Origin of the sequence: Actinomadura sp. CNU-125, from assembly GCF_001942465.1 — a bacterium.
Lineage (GTDB): Bacteria > Actinomycetota > Actinomycetes > Streptosporangiales > Streptosporangiaceae > Spirillospora.
On the sequence record NZ_MKJY01000069.1, the window covers coordinates 1 to 19,171 of the forward strand.

Consider the following 19,171-nt stretch of genomic DNA (forward strand, 5'->3'; position numbering starts at 1 on the left):
AACCCGGACCCGGAAATCCTGCGCCGGCCGAAGGTGCAGGTCGACGGCGTTCCGAACACATGCCCGCGCTTTGCCGTTCGCACTCCAGCGAACCCTGTTCGCATGTTTGCGCAGGTCAACGGGATCTCGAACACGGCCGCCTCGGTCGCGAACACTCTGTTCGCCGCCGATGTGTCCATCTGGTGTTCGCGCCATGAGCCATACCTGACGGCATCACCCGAGTGGGTGCATATTTTAGAGAGACACGCCGTCCGATGAGTCGGTTAATGCGTCAGCTATGGCGTGCTCGCTCTGCTTTAGGGCTCCAATAAGGGCCTTGTAAAGTTTGTTCGGCATGTGTCCGCGCCCCAGCCCCGCCGAAGTCACGACTGCGGAGAGGTGTTTTTCTTGGGATTCGGTGACTAGCATCCGACACCGAGAATGTCGGAGCAGGTCTCGCGCAACGTAGCCATCGCCGGTTGCCAACGCTTCTTCTATGATGCGGCGGGTTATCGAGCGGCTGGCTTGATCCCCAGCATCTCCGCACAGGTCGGACGTGGTAAGAAGAGCGGTCCGAGTGCGGAAGGTCATCAACTCTGGCTTAGCGTCGTGGTCGAGGTACTCCGTCACGGTGGCCATGTCCGCATTGCGCGGTGTGGTGCTGAGGGCGTGATAGCAGAACAGAGTCAGGCACGCCTCGACGGCCTGTTCCCACTCCTCCGAAACCGTGGCCTGTTCGAGCATGGCAAATGCCGTGTCCGGGTCTCCGCTGAGTGCTGGGGCGATGACTGCGGCTTGTCGCCCGTCCAGTAGCCGGTGACCGACGCCGCGGTGCCGTTCCGCGTGCGCGACCGCGTCTTTCCACCTCCCCACGCCGGCGAACGCTCGGATGCCGTCGGCAAGGACGACCGACCACAGCCACCCGTGTACGTCGCGGCTCTCTTCGAGGGTCAGGTCGTCGAGCGGTACCTTCAGGCCGCTGATCAGGACGGAGCGCCGAGTTCGAACGGCTCGGTACAGGTCTTCGAGGAGTTCGCAGGCGGTGTCTGGAGCGTCGGCTCTGATGCGGAGTCGGGCCAGGTTGATCAGCGGTTCGAGGGCGTAACGCGCTGTTCGCGCGGTCAGCGGCCGGGTCCTGAGGTAGAGCGCCGCGTGCTGTCGGCTCAGGGTGTGGGCAAGGTCGGACATACCGCAGTCGCTGGCGATGAGCGCGGCTTTGTTCTGGGCTGTTGCGGCTGTGGCGAGCCGGTCGTTGGTCGTCGGTTCCGAGGCGGCCCGCGCGAGGTCCGCGATCTCCCGGATCCGCTCGTCGAGCGGTCGGCAGGCGGGCCTCGCACGGGGCACCAGCGGGAACCGCCGGGCTATGCGGCCCAGGGCGTCCATGTCACTGCCAGGTGATGATGAGCCGCGTGTCCGGACGGTCGAAGACGAACCGGCCCGGCACCGAGTCAGCGGCGTCGGCCGATTCCGTCGGCTGGATCTCGAAATGGACCGCCTGGGACCGGTATGCCCCGTCCCAGGTTCGGATCGCGTCGGCGACGCGGTCGGTTAGGGCGTCGCCGGTCGGGCCGTGGCCGATGACGCCGACCTCGAACATCCGCCCGTTGGCGTTCCCGGAGTCGGTGGTGCGGGGGCGGATCGTGAGGTATGCGAGGTCGCCCTTGTCGGCCACCGCCATCGCGCCCCAGCCGAACTGCGGGCTGACCAGGCCCTCGTCGATCGCCGATTGCTCGACGGGCATGCGGCTCAGGGCGTTGTCCATGACGCACGTCAGCCACAGGTCCAGCCACTCGAACGACTCGTCTCCCCGCATGAGCACGTCCGTCCAGGCTTCGTGCCGGGGTGTGGCCAGGACTCCGCTCAGCAGGGACGCCTCCACCGTCTGCTCGCGGTTGGCGTGCAGGCAGACCGTGCCGTCGCTGGTCAGCGGGATGATGCGGCGGGCGTCGTCGGCGATGCCGCGCAGGGGCATGAAGGTGCACATCTCGCTGCTCTGGCTGAACCAGCGTCCGTTCTCGCGCTCGAACGCGATCGAACGGGAGACGCTGCCGCGCAACCGGAGGGGCACGACGAGGCGGCCTTCTGGGGCGAGCTGGTCGAGCCACGGTAGGGGCAGGTCTCCCGCGCCGACGGTGGCGGTGATCCGGTCGTAGGGGGCACCATCGGCGTGCCCCAGCGCCCCGTCCGCGAGCAGGGCCCGGACGTTCGTCGCGCCTGCGGCGGACAGGCCGGTGCGGGCGCCGGTAACGATGTCGTCGTCCACGTCGATCGTGACGACCTCGCCGTCGTCGCCGACCATCCGCGCCAGAAGGGCGGCGTTGTACCCGGTCCCGGCGCCGAGTTCGAGGACGCGCTGGCCGGGCTCGGGCTGGAGCTGTTCGAGCATCATCGCGACGACCGTGGGCTGCGATGCGGCGCTGATGGAGACGCCGGTGTCGTCCTGCTTGGTGTAGACCGCTTCGTTCGCGTATGCCTGTTCGAGCGGGACGTCCGGGACGAAGACGTGCCGGGGGACGAGGCGAAGCGCGGCTTCGACGCGCTTGCTGCGGACCGTCCCGTCCTCCAGCAGTTTGTCGACGAGCGCGTTGCGGAGGCATGTCGCGGTCATGGTCTGATCGGGGCCGGTGTGGGTGCTCACGCCAGGGACGCTAGGGCCGTCGCCGCCCGTGTTCTTGGTGGGCACGCCGCCGTTGGGGTTTCCCATGACTACCTCGCTTGTCAGTGTGGCCAGTGTGTGTTGATCCGCGTAGGGCAGGCCCAGGCGGTTCCAGTGGAAGATCACGTGGTGGGACAGGACGGCCCGCAGCCCACGTTCGAGGGCTCCGCATGCGGCGAGGTCGGCGAGTTGTCGTCCTGCCTGGTCGAACGCGGCGATCCAGGGGGCGATGCCGGCGAGGGGTCCTGCATCGGCGAGGACGCTGCTGGACGGGCCGACATCGACGGTCATCAGCTTGCGCACGGCCGCCTTCATGCGGGCGGACGGCGAGTGTTCGGCTTCGGCGGGACGGTGCCGGGCAACGCGTGCCCACACGTCGCCTTGTTCGTACCAGTCGAGTCCGGCGGCGCGCATCAGCATGCTGCACAGCAGAACTCCCAACTCTCGATGCCCGAGGTCGGCCACTGGCCGGGCGACGTGGTCGAGGATGTGGCGGCTGTCGTGGTGGAACAGGTCGTGCGCGAGCCGCATGCCGACCGCCCCGCCGAAGGCGACCGTCTCCGGCTCGTAGATGCCGGTCCTCCACCCGGTGATCCGTCCGTCCGCCGTCGCGCGGTTCAACATTCGTGTGAGGTACCGCTGGGCGGAGCTGTCGGTGGGCTCGTACCGCAGACGCCAGGACGGTGCCTTCCGGATAAAGAACCACCGGCGGACCAGCCCTTTCTCCTCGGCGGTGAACAGCGCGGGACGCACGACGCCCGCGGCGACGCGCTCGGCCGCAGCCCAGTCGGGGAAGTCGATGACGACCTGTGGCCAGTCGCCGGTGTCCATGCGTGTTCCTTCCTCGTTGGGGCTGGTCAGGCGATCAGCAGGCATGAGTCCCAGCTAGAGGCCGGGGGTGCACCGGACGCCGCGCTGTGCAGGGCGAGGGCGACGCCTGTGGCTCCTTCGAGGAAGCCGAAGCACCCGTGAGGAGGACGGAGCAGTTCGGCGGTCACGCGTTCGGGTTCGGTGACGACCGCGCGAAGCAACGGTTCCTTGTGCTTCGTCATCGGGGTGCGTGCGTCGTCGGCGCTGCGGCTCGCGATCTGCAGGAGGCCCGCGTGGCCGTGGCATAGGGACGAGTCAGTGATCGCCGCGCGTTGTTCGGAGTCGGTGAACGCGCCGGCCAGGGCGCGTTCGGCGATCTCCCGCCGCGCGTCGTCGTCGATCGCGAGCGCGGCGAGTTGCTGCGCACGAGCCACGCCCGCCGTCCCGTAGCACCAGGATGGGCGCGACGGCTTGGCGGGGAGCGGTTGGTCGCCGCGCAACTGCGCGCGGGTGATCCAGTACGGCCACCAAGGGGCGTTGCCGTCGTCTTGTCGCCAGCGGTCGAGCCAGGTGCAGATGCGTTCGATCGCCTCGATGTGGCCATCGACGGCGACTCCGTCTTTCATCGCCAGCGCGAGGAGCGCGAGCGGGCCGGCGATGCCGTGCGCCATGCCGGTGTTGGCGTGCCCTCCGGGGAAGTCGCGCGCCGGGCGACCGGAGGGTCCGAGGTTCGTCCACCAGCCGGGCAGCGGCTCGCCGTGGTCGTCGATGGGCTCGGTGAGCCGTACGAGGTAGGTCAGGATTTCCGCGAGCAGCGGGGCGTTGGCGGCGCGGTGTCGCAGGTAGGCGCCGATGCCGGTCAGACCACGGATGGCGTCGAACTCGGCAAGCGCGGGAGGCGCTTTCCCGTCTATGCGGGCGTGGGCGACGTCGAGGCGGCGGCGCGTTTCGATGGCGATGTGGTGGTCGAGGGTTTCCAAGGCGCGGGCGTAGTGGCCTCGCTCTCCGGTGGCCGCGTGGAGGACGAACGCGAGCGCCGGCGCCCCGTAGTACAGGTGAGCGTCCTCGCCGGTGTGGACGCCGTCGCGCGTCGCGCGGTCGAGCCATTCGTGGGCCCGTTGCCACGGTCCCAACCCCGCATGAGCACGCTCGATGTGCAGCAGCGCGACCCCCGCGGCGCCGACCGCGAGCGACTGAGGCCACCATTCCCGCCGGAGGCCCAGCGCCCGTGCGTCGGATGGCGAAGCGAGCGCCTCGGCGACCGTCCGGGCGGCGTTCAGGGCGAGCGGCGTCATGCTCGGCTCCTCGCAGCGCGGGCCGTCCACGCCTGGGCGGCGGTGCGGGCGAGCCGGAGGCAGGTGCGCTCGTTGTCCGGGTCGATGCCGATGGCCCGCATGTGGTGGGCGTGCAGCAGGGATGTGAGGACGGCGTCGGGGTCGATTCCGCCGTCCCCGTCCAGGAGCACGCGATAGGCGGTCAGCGCGTCCTCGCGCTGCTTCCACGCCTCCACGACGGTCTTGCCGCCTGGGACCGCACGCAGCCCTTGCCAGTCGTCCGCCGGATCGGCGAGGAGCACCGCTTGCGCCAATGCATCGCGCGGCAAGGGTGCCGACGCCTTCGCGGTCACGTGCTGGATCAGCCAGGTCACCCCGAGCTGGGTACTGCCGGTGAAGGCAACGGCGATCGCCACAAACTGTGCCGCCGTGAGAACGTCGTCGCGAGGCCGGGACGGTTCACCGAACTGGACCACGAGGGCTTGTGAGTCCGCGCCGAACACATCCTCCGCCGCCGTCATCAAGCATCCACTGCCCCAACGTCCGGCCTCCGGGTAATAGGTGGCGAACTGGACGTCGCGCAGCAGTCCCGCCCGCCGCAGGCGCTGGGCCCACGAACCTGCTCGCGCGGCGACCGTCCCAAAGTCGTCCACCGCGATTCGGAGCCGGATGTGGGGTTCGGGGTCGCGGTAACGGGTGAACCACCAGGCGGGTGGCTTATCCCATTGCGCGAGGAGGGCGGGCACGTCCTGCGCCAGCAGCTCGGTCTGGCGGTCGAAATGTCCGTAGAGCTTGACGAACAGCCACGGCGACGCGCCGGGAACATGCCCGTCGTCCCGCCGAGCCACATGACGCCCAATCGCCGAGCGCGCGCAACGCGTAATCGCGGTGGTCGTCAACTGGACGACACTTCGTGGGGACGGCCGCCGCACCATCCGTAGTCCTCTACGTCGGCGGCTTCTTCCAGGACGACTCGGCGCGTACGCCGAAGGCTCGTCCGTAGCAACGCGAGATGCGCCCGTTCGGCGAAGTCCAGCTTCAGGCGGCGGTCTCCGTCGGCAAGGACCGCGGTCTCGGGGAGACGTCGGCGGGTGCGCCATTCGGTGAAAGCGTCCAGCCACTGGGGCCACGGAATGTCCTGCCCGGGGAGGTCGGCCGAGTCCAAGAGCCATCGGGCTGGCGAGAGGATCGTCCGCCCGTGCCGCACGCGGGGGAGGAACGGCAGACGACTGGCGACGCCCCAATCGAAGCCGGTGAGGACGGCGTCCTGCGCCTTGCCGACCTCCGCCAGGAACCGCGCGATCGGCGGAGTATGCGCGCGCAGGTCGAGCGCATGCGGGATCACCGCATCCACTCGCCGCCCGAGGCCGATGGACGCCAGGTAGAGCCGTTCGCCGTCACAACCGACGGCAAGGTCGTCCACCGGGATCCGCGTGCCGCGCACCGCGTGATGCTCACCGAGGCTGACGACATGGGGCAGCAGCTCGGGGACGCGGCTGACGTTGGCGCCCTCCGGGCTCAGCGACGGGAAGGAGAGCTGTACGGGCAGGGCATCCGGATCGCTTGTCGGCAACCTGGCGAACCTGTCTCTCAACTGTTCCTGTGCAGCCCGGCTGAGCGAGCCGACGAAGCGGCCGACCATGGTGCCCATACCTCGGGAGACTCCGGTGACGGCCAAGGTGAAGTCGCCGTTGTCGACAGCGGCCTCCGAAGCCGCTCGGAGCTCGAAGCAGATCTCCGCGTGCGATTGGTGTCGCACCGGCTCGTCCGGTGCGAGCTGCTCGATACGCCGCTCGTCCAGGACCACCTCGTCCCGTCCGTCGAGCACGGCGGCCTGGGCCAACGCCAGGAGCCGCTCGTCGCGTGCGGAGGTCGGTAGGCGGGGTTCGGGCGCGGCGCCGAGGTAGCCGGATGGGAAGCCCAAGCCGACGTCCGGGTTCAGCAGCTCCAGGACCGGTACGAGCCTGCCGACGCCGTATCGCTCGAAGAATCGAGTGTGGAACTGCTTCCAAGGTTCCGTTCCGAATGGATAGGCGGTCAGCCGGGCGAGGACGAACGCTGCGGCTCCGGCCTCTCGAGCGACGGGATGAGGCAGGACGAGTTCGCTGTCGAGGTGCAGGTCCAGTGCGAGTGGCTGGACGGGGTGGGGGTGGAGCTCGCGCATTCGCGAGACCGCTACGGCACGCGCGTCCCGTGCCCGAACGGGATCGGGCTCGTTGTTGTGCCGTTCCAAGTCGTCCCGAACTCCGCGCAGCCGTCGCAGCGTGCCCGCAGCCTGCGGGATGCCGTCCGCCCGGGCAGATTCGAGCCGCTCGATCACATGCCCGAGAGGGTCAACCACGGTGGCCGATGGCCGAAGGCCGCTGATCAGTACCCCTTGCTTCACCAGGTCGGCGAGCATGTCGACGATCGATGGCAACGGCCGCGCGGGGAACTCGGCCGCGAGCTTCCCGGCGAGCTCACCACTCCGAATCGGTGACCGCGCCGCCTCGATAACGATCTCCACGACCGCCGTGTACCGAAGCGAGACCTCCGCCGACGAGACGCTGTCTCGCCGCGGTGCCGGAGGCGGATACGGCACGACCAACCGATCCCCGCGCCGAAAGCACAGGTCGTTGGCCACCAGGTGAAGTCGCTCGAACAGTGCACGCGTCATTTCGAGCTGTTCGATCACCTCGGTCAGCCAGGGCCCGCCCACTCGGGCGACGGCACGGTGAGCATCACCCCATCGCCATGCCAGCTTCTGGCCGAACGACGCCGTGGCCACCCCGGCAAAGAGCCCGAAGGGAGTGGCCCGGCTCGTCATCCGCAGCGTGTACCGGACGACAGACGACACCGCCCTCCGCACTCGCCGAACGTCCGGGGCCTCCGCTGTACACACCGTCCGCACCTCCTGGGCGAGCACCGGGCTGGCGTGCTCGATCGCGACGGCGACGGCGTCGATCGCCCAGACGGTCCGCAGCCAAGCGCGCCATTGAGCGCGATGTTCGAGGGTGTCGCCGGACAGGTCCGGCCAAGCGGGCAGCGGCAACTCGCCATGCGGAGCGGCCCGCAACAGCACCAGATCGCCGCACCGGTACAACCGGCCGTCCACCGTGGGCTCTCCTCGCCAATCGACCTCGTACGCCACCAGCCGGACGGTTCGTCGCACCGGGCGCGCGAACGCTCGGTGCGATCGGGCATCCTCAGCCCACGTTCGTCGCGCACGCCTTCGGGCAGGAGCTGCCGCAGTTGTCGTCGGTCAGGTTGATGAGGGAGGCGGCCCCGTCGCTCGACTCGAGGACGCGGATGTCCAACTCGAACGGGTCCTGGTTCGCCGCCTCGCCGGCTGCCTGCGAGGGCTCCATCATGCTGTGGCTCATCATTGGGGGTCCTTCCGCTCGTCGTTGCGCTCAGCACGCACGCGGTCTGCCCGAGCCGGGCATGGCCGCCGCTCCTCGGTCTGCGAAGCCCGTTGAGGAGCGGTGCAGTGCGACGCTAAGAGCGGGCGAACCGCCGGGGCGACGAGTGTGACGAGATGTGACAGGTCACTTTTCGTCAGCCAGGACGTCGAGCGCATCGTCGATGAGGCGCCGAGCCCGGGCGCCGTAGACGGCCTCTTCCGCCAACGCCCCGAACGCCTGCCCGTACATGGCGATCTCTCGAGGGTTGGTGACGGTCAGGTAACCGGAGACGAGCTCGACGCCGACCTGTTCACCATCGAAGATCCAAAAGTCCTCGACCGGTCGGATCTCGCGATCGGACCGCATCGGGACGATCCCCAGCGACGTCGACGGCAGGCAGGCCAGGTCCGAAAGGTGGGCGAGCTGCTCGCGCATCGTCTCAGCACCGCCGACGCCCGTCCGCAGCACCGACTCCTCCACCAGGAACGCGAACGTCCGGCCTGGCCGCCGCAGGATCCGCGTGCGCTCCATCCGAACAGCGACTGCGGCCTCGACGTCGTCTACGAGCTCACGGCGTCGCCGGACCGCCTGCAGGACGGCCCGGGTATAGCCCTCGGTCTGCAGCAACCCCGGTAGCAGCCACGACGCGTACGAACGGAACATGCGCGTCCGCTCGAACAGTGGGAGAACCGATTCCTGTGCCCGCTTCAGCCCGCTTCGCTCCATGCGGCGCCACTCGACCCACATGCCCTCGGCGGCCCGCAGGGACGCCACCAGGTCCTCGGCCTGGTCGTCGGCGCCGCACACGCGACACCACGTCCGGATGTCCTCGGCGGACGGTGGGCGGCGTGCGTGCTCAATGTGGGAGACCTTCGTCCGGTCCCACCCGGCTTCGGCGGCGAGCGACTTGGCCGTCAGGCCGGCCTCGCCGCGCAACTCCTTCAACTGGTCGGCGAGCGCCTGCCGGGCGGCCTGGGCGGACGACGACGGCGAGCCGGGCACGGGGCGATACCGATCAGGCCGGCTTGTAGTCCTCGTGCGGGATCGCGCGTTCCCACACGGCCTCGAACGCCGATAGGCACATCGACACCACCGTCGACTCGTCGCGGTTCTCCGGCTGCCGCAGGGACGAACCGTCCCCGGCAAAGTGGTTGAACTGCACCAGCCGATCGTCGAACACCCAGTAGTCGTTGCCGGGCACCACCAGGTCCGACGCTCGGCGACGGGGCAGCCACCGCACCTGCTCCCCCGCCGCCACGTTCATCGGCGTGACCCCGTACTCGAACCGGATGTAGTCGCTCACCGGCTCGGAGACGATCCGGGCACGACGCACCGTCACACCGCGTTCGACAAGCGGCGCGACCATGTCGATCCAGCCCTGACCCCACTCGATGGGGTCGAAGTGATCGCCGTTCCGCCACCGCAGGAAGTCGGCGTTGTCCGGGGTGTAGACGTCGCGCTGCTCCAGATGGACGGCCGAGAATCGGCACCCCGTCAGCATCGAGGTGAACGTCTGCGGGACCTGCTCACCGGTCCCGTCATTCGCCGTGGCGGCCTGGCCCGCGTCTCCCTCGCTCGTACGTGCCATTGATCGCCTCCAGGATGATGTCCTTCATCACCGGCGGCAGCTTCACCACCACCTCGTTCGCGCCGATCGGGCTGTGCCCGTCGACCTCGGCCAGCGCGCGCGTGTCGGTGACCCGCTCACCCTGGAACCAGAAGTCGCCAGTGTCCTCATCGACGTAGACGGCCGGACACTCATTGGTCGGAGTGTCCGGGGTGATCCCAACGAAACTTAGCCGCACGACAGCCTCCAGCGTCGCAGGTGTGACCAAGGGTGACACCCGTCTCCTTGACGCTCGCTCGCACGCGCACGTCCGTCAAGGATCCGGGAGGTCAGTTCATCGACCGATGCCGGACACCTCGAACCGGACGGGCAGTGCGTACCGGGAACGTCTCCGGAGGCAAGAAACCCCAGGTCGAGCGGATTTCTGACAGATGATGAGCACGCGATGGACCGCTCGGATGTACCGGCGCACCATCTGACGGAACGCGTCACGAATGCTGCAGCGGCAACCTCCCAGGATCGTCCGAAACGTCGTGAGCACTCCCCACAACAGCGATGAGATGAGCGGCGGCATGCGCAGTGGCGGCAAGCGGGCAGAAGGGCTCGAACCACCGCCCGAGGAGGACGCCGTCCCTATAGGCCACTCGGGGCCATTGCCAGTACAGGACCTCCCGACCCGGCCACGGCAGACACCAGACGGTCTGTGACCATCGCGGTCCGGCCTCAAGCGAGTGCGTCGTGACCGACACCGTGGCTGGAACGCACTCCCAACTGCTGAACGCGCGCAGGCCCGCGTCGCTGAGGTGCTCCACTAGGTCGCGCGCGTACTCGAACCTGTCGTACGGGACGAACCGGAGCTGGGGAATCACCCTGCGTTCGTCAACTCCCACAGCCCCTCCATCGCTCAGCCGGGTCACTCCTCGACCTCGTCCCCAGCACCCCGGGCAGCCGGGAGGCCGTCCTGCCGTTCCGATCTCAAGGACTCGAAGGCGGCCAGCAGTCCGTCCGGAACCTGCGGCGGGGCGGGCATGGTGCCGCCGTGGACGTGCACAACCGCGCGGACGGCCCGATCAAGCTGGGCGACCGGCGCGATCGGGCGTCGGGAGTTCTGCGCGTAGGCGAAGTGCGGTCCTCGCTCGAACTCGCGCACCTCGACCTCGACGGTCCGGGTGGAGACTCCGTGAGCGCCGGGGGGCTGAAGGCGCAGTAGCGCAGGTTCGGCATCACCGGCCCTTTTCTGGAGTTGGCAGTTCCAGCCCCGGGCACTCAGCCTGTCCGCCAGGGTCACCAGCGGCTCGTCGTCACCGTGGAGCCTCGGATCGTCCACTGCGTTCCTCCATGCGTTGAAGTAGCCGAGCGAGTGAAGCCAGGACCGGCGGTGGAACCGGGGGAGGCCGGAGGGAGCAGCCTCGTGTTCGACACCGCCGGTCCTGGGGTTGTGGGCGGGGCAGAGTGGGCGGGCGCCGGTAACGCGAACGCCACCGCCTTGCCCGGGCATTCGGTCGCACACGTGACAGCGAGCGCGAACCGGATCTCATGCGGTCCATCGGCATTGGAGACGGCGTTCACCGCGAGCTCGCCGATGGCCAGCTCTGGTCAGGTCAGCAGGAGCGCCCAGACCGCCTTGCCACCCCCGGGGAAGGGACGTACGCCCCAGTCGGCCGCGAGTGCCGCGACCATCACGAGCCCTCGACCCGAGGTGAATGCGTAGTTGGGAGGCCGCACGACCGGCAGATTCGCGCCCTCATCCCAGACTTCCACCTTCGGCAGTCCGTTCTGTTCGTCGCGGAAGACGCGCACCACGATGGTGCCGGCGCCGTGCACGTAGGAGTTCGTCACCAACTCCGAGACGATCAAGCGCCCGTTGAAGTCGTCGGCGTCCCACTCCTTGAGCCGCTCGGAGAGGAACCGTCTCGCTTGCTCAGGCGCCTGCTTTGTCGGTTCCAGGTAGATGGCGTCAGTCAGTTCATCGGTGATCACGTGTGTGCCCTTCGGGGGTGGTCAGGTGTCCGTCCTGGAGCCGGTCGTGCACGGACGAAGTTCGGACTGTGAGGGGGTCGGAGACACCCAGCACGGCCGCGTTCAGCAGCCGACGGGGCGTTGAGGCGGGCATCGGCGACTCGGCCGGGGCGGAAGATCAATCAGATGGTGGCGGCGCCGAGGGGAACGCGCCGTGCACTCCGTCGACCAAGCGCCACCGCGGGCGCGTCTTGCTGCCAGCCCGTGCACAACATCCCGCGGCGGTACGACACCAGCTGCAGAAGCTGATCGTCGCGTTCCGTAACGAGCGTGCCGCCGTAAGCCTTGGCTGGCCATCCGCGCTTCCCGAGTTCGGCTCCCAGGTCCCTGAGGGCGAACTCGCAGTCGATCTCGGTGATGGCGTCGAGCTGGGCGCGCAGCTCTTCGACGGCGTCGGCCTCGACGGCGACCGCGCCGCTCCGTCGGCCGATGAGCACGCGTTCGGCGGTCCATCGGGTGGTGTCGCGGTGGCCGATCTTCCAGCCGTCGAAATCCGCACGGAGGCGGACGAGGTCCTCCTCGTGGTCGGGTCCTGTGGCTCGCATGTGCACCGTGACCGACTCCCTACAGTGGTGACGAATTGGTCACTGTAAGTGAATCCGCGGCGGGCGCCACAGCTCTAGCCGACAATGTTCGACAGCTTGCGACATCTTCCGGTTCATCGACCGCCCGGCACGTAATGAGGTGCACGCTCATGGTTTATGAGACGACCCCAGAGGTGCGGTCCCGGATGCGCCGAGAGCGACGAGCTCTGGGCTGGGACATCCCCCGCATGGCCCAGGAGCTCCGGGACGCGGCCGACTACCCGTACAAGATGCCGAGCGTGCGCAGTCTGCGCCGCTACGTCGAGCGTTGGGAGGCAGGCGATGTCGTCCGGATCACCGAGCGCTACCGGATCCTGTACTCCCGGGCGCTCAACATGAGCGAGGACGAACTGTTCCAGGACGGGCCCCAACCACTACGACCTCCGAACCCGGCCGAGGGCGACGTCGAGGCGATCCGCGGCATGCTCACCGCCTTGATGGCGTCCGACCGCCAGTTCGGGGGCACGCGTATCCGTCAGCAGGCCACCGACTACCTGAAGGACGTCATCGAGCCCCGCCTCCACGGCCACGCCCCCGACGCCCTGCGCCGGCGCTTGTTCGCCGCCTCGACCGAGTTCACGCTGCGGGTGTCGGCGATGAATCTGGACACCGACCGGCTCGACGCGTCGCTGATGCTGCTGGGCCGCGCCGCCAGCATGGCCAACGAGTCGGAGGATGCGTCGCTCACCGCGTGGGTGCTCTCCCGCCGCGGCGAACACGAGATGCACCAGGCCGCACTCGCCGATCGTCCAGCACTGCGGGCGAACTTCGTTCAGCAGGCACTCGCGTACACCGAGGGCGCGGTGGGAGTGGCCCGCACCGCGCCGCCGCTCAGCCGCTCGTTCCTGACCACCAAAGCCGCCCTCGCTTGGTCGCTCACCGGCGACCGTGCCGGCACACAGCGCATGCTCGGCAGTGTGTGGGACGCCTACGACCAAGTCGGCACGAAGGACGAACCCGCGTGGATGGGGGCGTACGGCTTGGGGCATCTCCGCCATGAGGAAGCCCGCTGCTATGTGAACCTCGGCATGGGGCGCGACGCCGTCCGGTCCGCCGAGGCGAGCCTTCCCGTGCGGACGGACCTGCGCCCGCGCGCGTTCAGCCTGGGTGTTCTGTCGATCGCCCATGCCCAGGCTCTCGAGATAGAACAGGCTTGTGCACGCGGCCAGGAGTTGCTCACGCTCGCCGCGCAGATCTCCTCGCGGCGCATCTGCCTTCGGGTCACCGAGGTTCTGGTCGCCCTACACGCGCACAGGGCAGAACCTGAAGTGGAAGAACTGTTCGAGGCTGCTCAACCTGTGCTCGCCGGTTGCCTCCGCTGAACGACGGGGACTCCCACCTCATGGAAGCTCTTCCGGCTGAAATCCGCGCAGTGCTCGCCGAGGTCGCCGAACGCTGCGGTGTCGCGGTTGACGATGCGCGCTGGTGCACCAGCACAGCAACTCCGCCGTGGCGCTCCCCTCCTCGGGCCTGCTCGTTCGCATTGCCAGCGCCCCGGATGCCCTGGAGCAGATCAAGGTGTCGGTGGCCGTGACCCGCTGGCTCGTCGGCTGCGGATACCCGGCGGTGGAGCCAGCCACCGTTGAACCATTCCTCGTTACTGGCCGAGTGGTGTCAGTCTGGAAGTTGCTGGATGTCGTCGACCGCCCTCGCGGTACCGGCGCCGACCTCGGCCGGCTACTTCGCATCCTCCACAAGGAACCGCCGCCTCCCGTTGCGCTAAGACCGTTGTCCGATCCGTTCGAGGGCGTTTCGCGGGCAGTAGCGAATCACCCGGATGGGGTGCAGCCGCAAGATCGGGCCTGGCTTCTAACCAAAATCGACGAACTCCGGTCCGGCTGGGCGGCCCTGCGCGAACAGCTACGACCTGGACTCGTCCACGGAGACGCCCACTCCAACAACCTGCTCCGTGTTCGCGACGGTGGTGTACTGCTCGGCGACTGGGACCATGTCGCCGTTGGGCCTCGCGAATGGGACCTCGTTCAGCCGTACTACATGCAACGCAGGTTCGGACGTCACACCGAGGAGGAGCTCCAGGACTTCGCCGTGGCCTACGGGTGGGACGTCCGCGAGTGTGCGGACTTTGAGACGCTGATACAGGTCCGCGAGGTCTTCGGGCTGAGCCCCTACGTCCGGAGAGCTCTCGTGAACGAATGGGCTCGCGACGAAGTAGAGCACCGGCTCAGGACCTTGAGGACCGGAAACACGACGGCCAGATGGAGCAGCCCACCTCGGCCGCCTTCACCTTGATGGCAAGTCGTGAGTCGGCCACCTCAACGCCCTCGGCGGGCCGCTCCAAAAACGGCGCGCCCGTGGCAGTCGTCGCCGCGCCCGCCCGCCCGGTCGAGGCTGCCAAGGCCGTTGCCGATGGCCTGCGGCTTAAAACGCTCGCGCTCGACAGCGGGCTGCGGGACACCGCCCCTGCGGTCCAAGCGCGCAGACTTCGACGGTTTACGGAGTCCGTACCAAGCAATCTGTGGCTGGCGTCCTCGCAGGTCAGGCCGCTAATGAACAGACGAGCCGCTTTACCTGTCAGCCTCAGCACGAGCGGCGACGAGTGTTCCTCCAGGTCACAGTGTTTCCTGACGACCGCTTCCCAGCCGTGAGCACATGCTCGCGCTCACGTTCTGCCCATGAAGTGTCGACGTCGTGGCCGATACCTGACGGCACCGATCCGACACGACCTTCAGGGGGCCGTCATGTTCGACCAGGACACCGCTGTGCGAGCCACGACGAACGAGGCCGACCGCGTACGCGGCGGCAACGCGCTGGCTGTCGCCGAACGTTCCTTCCAGCTCCTGACCACGGGCCCGAAGCCGCTCGGACTCGACGGCCGCACGATCGGTCATGGGCTGCCCGGCCGCGTCGTGAGCCTCGCCGAGTTGCGGACGCTGCTGCTGGAACAGGCCGCGTCCGATGGACTCAAAGACGCCGCGTGGAGGGAGCTCGTCCAGCGGGCCCGCTCGGACGATCCGGCGTGGGTCGTCGGTTGCGTCGGGGTGGCGATGCCCGGACTGAAGAACACGGCCGCCCGCGCCCTTCGTACTACGCCCGAGAGGTATGCGGAAGACATCGTCGCCGAGCTGCTTACGGAGTTCGTCGCGCAGCTCGCCCGGATTGATATCGATCGGCCGCACATCGCCGCTCGGCTCATGTTGTGGGCTCGGAAGGGCGCTCTGCGAGTCCGGGGGCGAGAGACACAGCTTGTGCCCTACGACCCTTCGGGAATGCCAGAAGGACCTGCCGCCGCGACCGCCGAAGACGATCCCGTCCATCTGCTCCTGGACAGCGTCCGGCAGGGCATCGTCACACCGGACGCTGCCGAGCTGGTCATCGCGACGAGGCTGGAGGGTCTGTCCGTGCAGGAGATCGCCCGGCGCCGCCAGCTTCCCGCCAGTCGGTTGTACAAGCAGCGGCACGCCGCAGAGGTTCGTATTGTCGCCGCCGTTAAGGACGGCCGAATCTCGTCCACGTCGACTGTCGGCTTTCCGGGTATGTGAGGCCCAATCCCGCTCGCCTCGACGAACCAAGATTCACAACCCGTCCATACAAGGCATATACGCGTAAATACGAAGCCCCTTGGCGTCGAATGTACGTGGATTTGCCCTCACGACGAGGTGACACGGACACACGACACTACCCATGCCCCTACGATCGCTCGGCAGCCTAGTCGCGACGCTGTTGCAACAGGTCGTATGACGGCTGCGAAGCACAAAGGACACGGAGGTAACACCTTGACCGGAATCGGTCGCTGGACGGTCACTCGATTCTGCTGGTTCAGTGTCGCGGGCATCACCTTGGCAACAGCAGGCTGCAGCACAGGACAGGACGCCGCGGCTCTACCGTCTCCAACCGATTCCGCCCAGGCCGTGTCACCATCGCCAACCGCAGCCGTCGCGCGGGCTTACACGGATTTCGTCGCCATGCTCGATAGAGCGGACTCTCTCGCGCCAGAGACCCGCAAGCTGGAGCTGTCCACCGTGATGGTCGAACCTCAACTCTCTCGAGTATTGAAGCGGATCGACGACATGAAGGGGAAGAGCCAAGCTACCTACGGCAACATCGTCGTTCACACTCCGCGTGTGGATCTCACAAGGAACGGTGCCGTGGTCCGCGACTGTCAAGATTCCAGCAACGCAGGACTCTTGGACACACGAACACAGAAGAAACTGAACCGAGGCGTCAAAGAGCGAAATATCAAGGCGCTCCTAGAAAAGGGAGCCGAAGGTCGGTGGCGCGTAAGCAAGTTCATCGTTCTGGGCGAGGGGTGCTGAACAAGTGAAGGCAGTGGCGCCGACTTTGATCGGCGGTCTCTTCTTGCCCGCCACCATCGCGGCGACACCGCCGGACGAGCCTGTTCCACCGAGCGTCTACACCTACGGATACGGCTTCGGCGCGAAGGACGATGGAACCGAGGGGAACGCTCCAACCAACGACCCGACTGTGCAGGGGGCTCCGCCGGAAGGACCGCAGCGCCTCGCGCCCTACGAGTGCGAAAACGCCGGCGGCGACGTCCAGGTATGCGAGCCGGAAGAGAGGGGTGGCGGGAGCGCGGCACCGGCGCCGTCTGAGTTGGCCGCAACAGAGTGGAGGCGGCTTCCGATTCCAGCGCCGAGCGTCCGGACGGCGCCGCCTCGTGGATCTGACGGGTTGGTCGGGCTGCCCGAGTGGTTCTGGGTGACGAATTGGAAGACCATGACCGGCCGTGCCGCCGCTCGCGGGGTGTGGGCGAACGTGGTCGCACAACCGCAGAGCATGACGATCGATCCCGGTGACGGACGAGGCGTCGTCCGGTGCACCGGACCAGGCACCGCCTACGACGAGTCTCACCGAGCATCCAGGCAGCGCACCGACTGTTCGTACACGTATTCGCAGTCGTCGGCGCGCGAGCGGAGCGGCGCGTACCGGGTGCGGGTGACGGTGGTGTGGGGCGGGACTTGGACCGGATCCGACGGTTCGAATGGCGTGCTGCCACCGCTGAGCCGTTCGACGACGTTCCGGCTGCGTGTGGCCGAGGCACAGGGACTCTACGGACGGGGAGATCGATGAGAACGGCTGGCGCAGGGGCACAGTCGAAGGGGGTACCGAAGGCTCGCGGCGTCGGAGCCGTGCCGCCTACGGCGGGGCGCTTGGCGCGACAACGCCGTCCGGGCTGGATGGCGGGCGGAGCGATGCTGCTGGCATTCGCTGTACTGACGAACGTGTACCTCTTCCGTTCGTCCAGCGAGCGGGTGGCGGTCGTGCGGCTGGCCCGCGACGTGGCGGCGGGGCACAAGCTGGAGCGAGCGGACCTGACCGTGGCCAGGGTGGCAGTGGACTCGGCTGTACCGACGGTGCCAAAGCGCCACCTGGAGGACGTCGTCGGCCGCCGCGCCGCGATCCACCTACGGGGAGGGACGCTGCTGGCGGCGTCGCAACTCGCGTCGGGACGGAGCCCGCAACAGGGCCAGACGCTGGTGACCGTTCCATTGAAGGCGAGCGAGGTGCCGCCGGGGTTGGCGCCCGGCTGGCGGGTGCGAGTGGTCTTCACAGCGGGCGGCCAAGCACCGTCGGCCGGGGCCGACGCGCAAGGCAGCCAGTCGGTCGTGCCGCGTGATGTCGAGGCGGTCGTCGATCAGGTGAGTACCCCGGACGCCCAGGGGACCATCAGCGCGTCGCTGCTGGTGGCCGACGCAGACAGCAGCACGGTGGCACGGCGAGCGGCAGCCGGGCTCGTCGTGCTGGTGGTCACGGAGAGGCGGGGCTGAACGGTGACGTTGTGCTGTCTGGTGTCACCTGGTGGATCGCCAGGGGTAACGACGACCGCGCTGGGCCTGGCGCTGACGTGGCCGCGCCGGGTGCTGCTGGCCGAATGCGACCCCGCGGGGCGTCGTGTACTTCCGGGGTTCATGGCCGACCGGCTCCGCGAACCCGCCGGCCCGGGCATGCTCGGTCTCGCGTCGCGGACGCCTCTGTCCTCGGGCACCGAGTTGCCGCTGGAGGAGTACGTAGTTCCGATGTCCGAAGACGGGAACGCGGGGCTGTTGCACGGAGTTCGTGATCCCCGGAACGTCTCTCAGCTCGCGGCATTGTGGGGTCCGCTGACCCAGGCGTTCACGGCGCGCGACGACGAAGTGTTCGCGGACCTGGGACGTGTGGGCGGCGTGGAGACGCCGGTGGCGTTGCTCGATGCCGCGACCTGGTGGTCATGGTCCTCAAGCCCACGCTGGCGCAAGTCGACGCGGCGACGCCTCGCCTTGAGGTACTGCGCGGTCTGGCGCCCGGCCGGTTGGCGTTGTGCCTGGTGTCGGACGGCCCGTACAGCTCGGCGGAGGTCGAGCGCGTACTGAAGCTTCCGGTGCTGGGCGAGCTGGCGTTCTCTCCGAGTGAGGCGCGGGTGTTGTCGGACGGCACGAGGCCTCGGATGACGTTCCGGACGTCCTTGCTGATGCGTTCACTGGAGTCCCTCGGACGCCGGGTTCGTACGGCCATGCCCGAACCAGCAGTGGGTGAAGCAGAGCGGGTTCCACGCCCACGGGTGCCGCTTCGAACGATCGTGAAGGTGCGGCGATGAAGCAAACAGGATGGACCTCTACGCCCTCATCGTCTGCGGGAACCGTCGTCGCGCCTCGCATTCCGAACGTGGACGGGTGGGCCGCCCTGCGTGAGGTGTCGTCGCAGTTGGCGGACGTCCTGACCGACGACGTAGATCGGGCGCGCGCGTGGCATCTGATCGAGGCGCAGGTGCAGGTGTGGGCGCACGAGCAGATGTCGGCAGGGTGGACAGTTCCGGTCGAGGTGCAGCGGCAGGTGGCGCGGCTGGTGTTCGATCGCCGGTTCGGGCTCGGGCCGTTGCAGCCGTTCCTGGACAGCGCGGACGTGGAAAACATCGTCGTCAACGGCTGCCGCGAAACGTGGGT

18 protein-coding genes and 1 pseudogene are annotated in these 19,171 nt (G+C 68.2%); 7 read left to right on the top strand and 12 right to left on the bottom strand.

The window, feature by feature from the left end; all coding sequences use genetic code 11:
- Nucleotides 1-258 (top strand): hypothetical protein (locus BJF79_RS59130; RefSeq protein WP_262401776.1); only part of this gene is annotated, 258 nt, incomplete at its 5' end.
- Here BJF79_RS59130 and BJF79_RS55285 read toward each other — a convergent pair.
- The 12 genes from BJF79_RS55285 to BJF79_RS09780 all read right to left on the bottom strand — a co-directional run bounded on the left by BJF79_RS55285 (nt 235) and on the right by BJF79_RS09780 (nt 12,233).
- Nucleotides 235-1,362: a hypothetical protein gene (locus BJF79_RS55285; protein ID WP_075896428.1), complete on the bottom strand. Its 1,128-nt coding sequence runs from the start codon at nt 1,360-1,362 to the stop codon at nt 235-237. The two genes, BJF79_RS59130 and BJF79_RS55285, sit on opposite strands and share 24 nt — an antisense overlap.
- A 1-nt stretch (nt 1,363) precedes the next feature.
- Nucleotides 1,364-3,466: a methyltransferase, FxLD system gene (fxlM, locus tag BJF79_RS09730; RefSeq protein WP_075896430.1), complete on the bottom strand. Its 2,103-nt coding sequence runs from the start codon at nt 3,464-3,466 to the stop codon at nt 1,364-1,366.
- A gap of 26 nt (nt 3,467-3,492) precedes the next feature.
- Entirely contained in the window at nt 3,493-4,740 is a 1,248-nt protein-coding gene (locus BJF79_RS09735; protein WP_075896452.1) for a lanthionine synthetase C family protein, read from the bottom strand.
- Complete coding sequence (locus BJF79_RS59135; protein WP_262401777.1) at nt 4,737-5,618, bottom strand: thiopeptide-type bacteriocin biosynthesis protein; 882 nt, start codon at nt 5,616-5,618, stop codon at nt 4,737-4,739. The genes BJF79_RS09735 and BJF79_RS59135 overlap by 4 nt, the downstream gene beginning before the upstream one ends.
- Nucleotides 5,615-7,813 carry a lantibiotic dehydratase family protein gene (locus BJF79_RS09740; protein ID WP_262401778.1) on the bottom strand — a complete coding sequence of 733 codons (2,199 nt, stop codon included), beginning with the start codon at nt 7,811-7,813 and terminating at the stop codon, nt 5,615-5,617. The genes BJF79_RS59135 and BJF79_RS09740 overlap by 4 nt, the downstream gene beginning before the upstream one ends.
- Nucleotides 7,814-7,904: 91 nt before the next feature.
- Nucleotides 7,905-8,084, bottom strand: a complete 180-nt coding sequence (locus BJF79_RS09745) for an FxLD family lanthipeptide (RefSeq protein ID WP_075896432.1) — start codon at nt 8,082-8,084, stop codon at nt 7,905-7,907.
- 162 nt (nt 8,085-8,246) lie between these two features.
- Nucleotides 8,247-9,104, bottom strand: coding sequence for a helix-turn-helix domain-containing protein (locus BJF79_RS09750; RefSeq protein WP_075896434.1), 858 nt, complete (start codon nt 9,102-9,104; stop codon nt 8,247-8,249).
- Nucleotides 9,105-9,117: 13 nt separating this feature from the next.
- A complete protein-coding gene (locus tag BJF79_RS09755; RefSeq protein WP_262401779.1) occupies nt 9,118-9,690 on the bottom strand; it encodes a DUF6879 family protein in 573 nt (190 codons plus the stop codon).
- Nucleotides 9,641-9,946, bottom strand: a complete 306-nt coding sequence (locus BJF79_RS09760; protein ID WP_262401780.1) for a hypothetical protein — start codon at nt 9,944-9,946, stop codon at nt 9,641-9,643. Before BJF79_RS09760 ends, BJF79_RS09755 begins: the two co-directional genes overlap by 50 nt.
- A 636-nt stretch (nt 9,947-10,582) precedes the next feature.
- On the bottom strand, nt 10,583-10,819 hold the full coding sequence (locus tag BJF79_RS53060) for a hypothetical protein (protein WP_143219817.1): 237 nt from the start codon (nt 10,817-10,819) through the stop codon (nt 10,583-10,585).
- Nucleotides 10,820-11,265: 446 nt separating this feature from the next.
- Nucleotides 11,266-11,649 carry an ATP-binding protein gene (locus BJF79_RS09775; protein WP_083733304.1) on the bottom strand — a complete coding sequence of 128 codons (384 nt, stop codon included), beginning with the start codon at nt 11,647-11,649 and terminating at the stop codon, nt 11,266-11,268.
- A gap of 161 nt (nt 11,650-11,810) precedes the next feature.
- Nucleotides 11,811-12,233, bottom strand: a complete 423-nt coding sequence (locus BJF79_RS09780; RefSeq protein ID WP_075896440.1) for a hypothetical protein — start codon at nt 12,231-12,233, stop codon at nt 11,811-11,813.
- Nucleotides 12,234-12,460: 227 nt separating this feature from the next.
- Between BJF79_RS09780 and BJF79_RS09785 the strand changes: the two genes are divergently transcribed.
- From BJF79_RS09785 to BJF79_RS09810, 6 genes and pseudogenes are all read left to right on the top strand, one after another.
- Nucleotides 12,461-13,594 carry a hypothetical protein gene (locus BJF79_RS09785; protein WP_143219818.1) on the top strand — a complete coding sequence of 378 codons (1,134 nt, stop codon included), beginning with the start codon at nt 12,461-12,463 and terminating at the stop codon, nt 13,592-13,594.
- Nucleotides 13,595-13,697: 103 nt separating this feature from the next.
- A complete protein-coding gene (locus tag BJF79_RS09790) occupies nt 13,698-14,522 on the top strand; it encodes an aminoglycoside phosphotransferase family protein (RefSeq protein WP_075896444.1) in 825 nt (274 codons plus the stop codon).
- Nucleotides 14,523-14,971: 449 nt separating this feature from the next.
- Nucleotides 14,972-15,772 (top strand): RNA polymerase sigma factor, encoded by an 801-nt coding sequence (locus BJF79_RS09795; RefSeq protein ID WP_075896446.1) that lies wholly within the window; start codon nt 14,972-14,974, stop codon nt 15,770-15,772.
- A 234-nt stretch (nt 15,773-16,006) separates the two neighbouring features.
- The gene (locus BJF79_RS53065) at nt 16,007-16,546 is read left to right on the top strand and encodes a hypothetical protein (protein WP_143219819.1); all 540 of its coding nucleotides are present in this window, start codon (nt 16,007-16,009) and stop codon (nt 16,544-16,546) included.
- A gap of 897 nt (nt 16,547-17,443) precedes the next feature.
- Entirely contained in the window at nt 17,444-18,019 is a 576-nt protein-coding gene (locus BJF79_RS09800; RefSeq protein WP_158079136.1) for an SAF domain-containing protein, read from the top strand.
- Between the two features lie 913 nt (nt 18,020-18,932).
- A pseudogene (locus BJF79_RS09810) lies at nt 18,933-19,171 on the top strand (hypothetical protein); the annotation flags it as partial.

Excerpts from the sequence above, each read along its gene's own strand:
- BJF79_RS09785 (WP_143219818.1), top strand. The coding sequence starts at position 12,461 with ATGGCCCAGGAGCTCCGGGACGCGGCCGACTACCCGTACAAGATGCCG.
- BJF79_RS09800 (WP_158079136.1), top strand. The coding sequence starts at position 17,444 with ATGCTGCTGGCATTCGCTGTACTGACGAACGTGTACCTCTTCCGTTCG.
- BJF79_RS09780 (WP_075896440.1), bottom strand. The coding sequence starts at position 12,233 with ATGCGAGCCACAGGACCCGACCACGAGGAGGACCTCGTCCGCCTCCGT.
- BJF79_RS55285 (WP_075896428.1), bottom strand. The coding sequence starts at position 1,362 with ATGGACGCCCTGGGCCGCATAGCCCGGCGGTTCCCGCTGGTGCCCCGT.
- BJF79_RS09755 (WP_262401779.1), bottom strand. The coding sequence starts at position 9,690 with ATGGCACGTACGAGCGAGGGAGACGCGGGCCAGGCCGCCACGGCGAAT.
- fxlM (WP_075896430.1), bottom strand. The coding sequence starts at position 3,466 with ATGGACACCGGCGACTGGCCACAGGTCGTCATCGACTTCCCCGACTGG.
- BJF79_RS09735 (WP_075896452.1), bottom strand. The coding sequence starts at position 4,740 with ATGACGCCGCTCGCCCTGAACGCCGCCCGGACGGTCGCCGAGGCGCTC.
- BJF79_RS09745 (WP_075896432.1), bottom strand. The coding sequence starts at position 8,084 with ATGATGAGCCACAGCATGATGGAGCCCTCGCAGGCAGCCGGCGAGGCG.
- BJF79_RS09795 (WP_075896446.1), top strand. The coding sequence starts at position 14,972 with ATGTTCGACCAGGACACCGCTGTGCGAGCCACGACGAACGAGGCCGAC.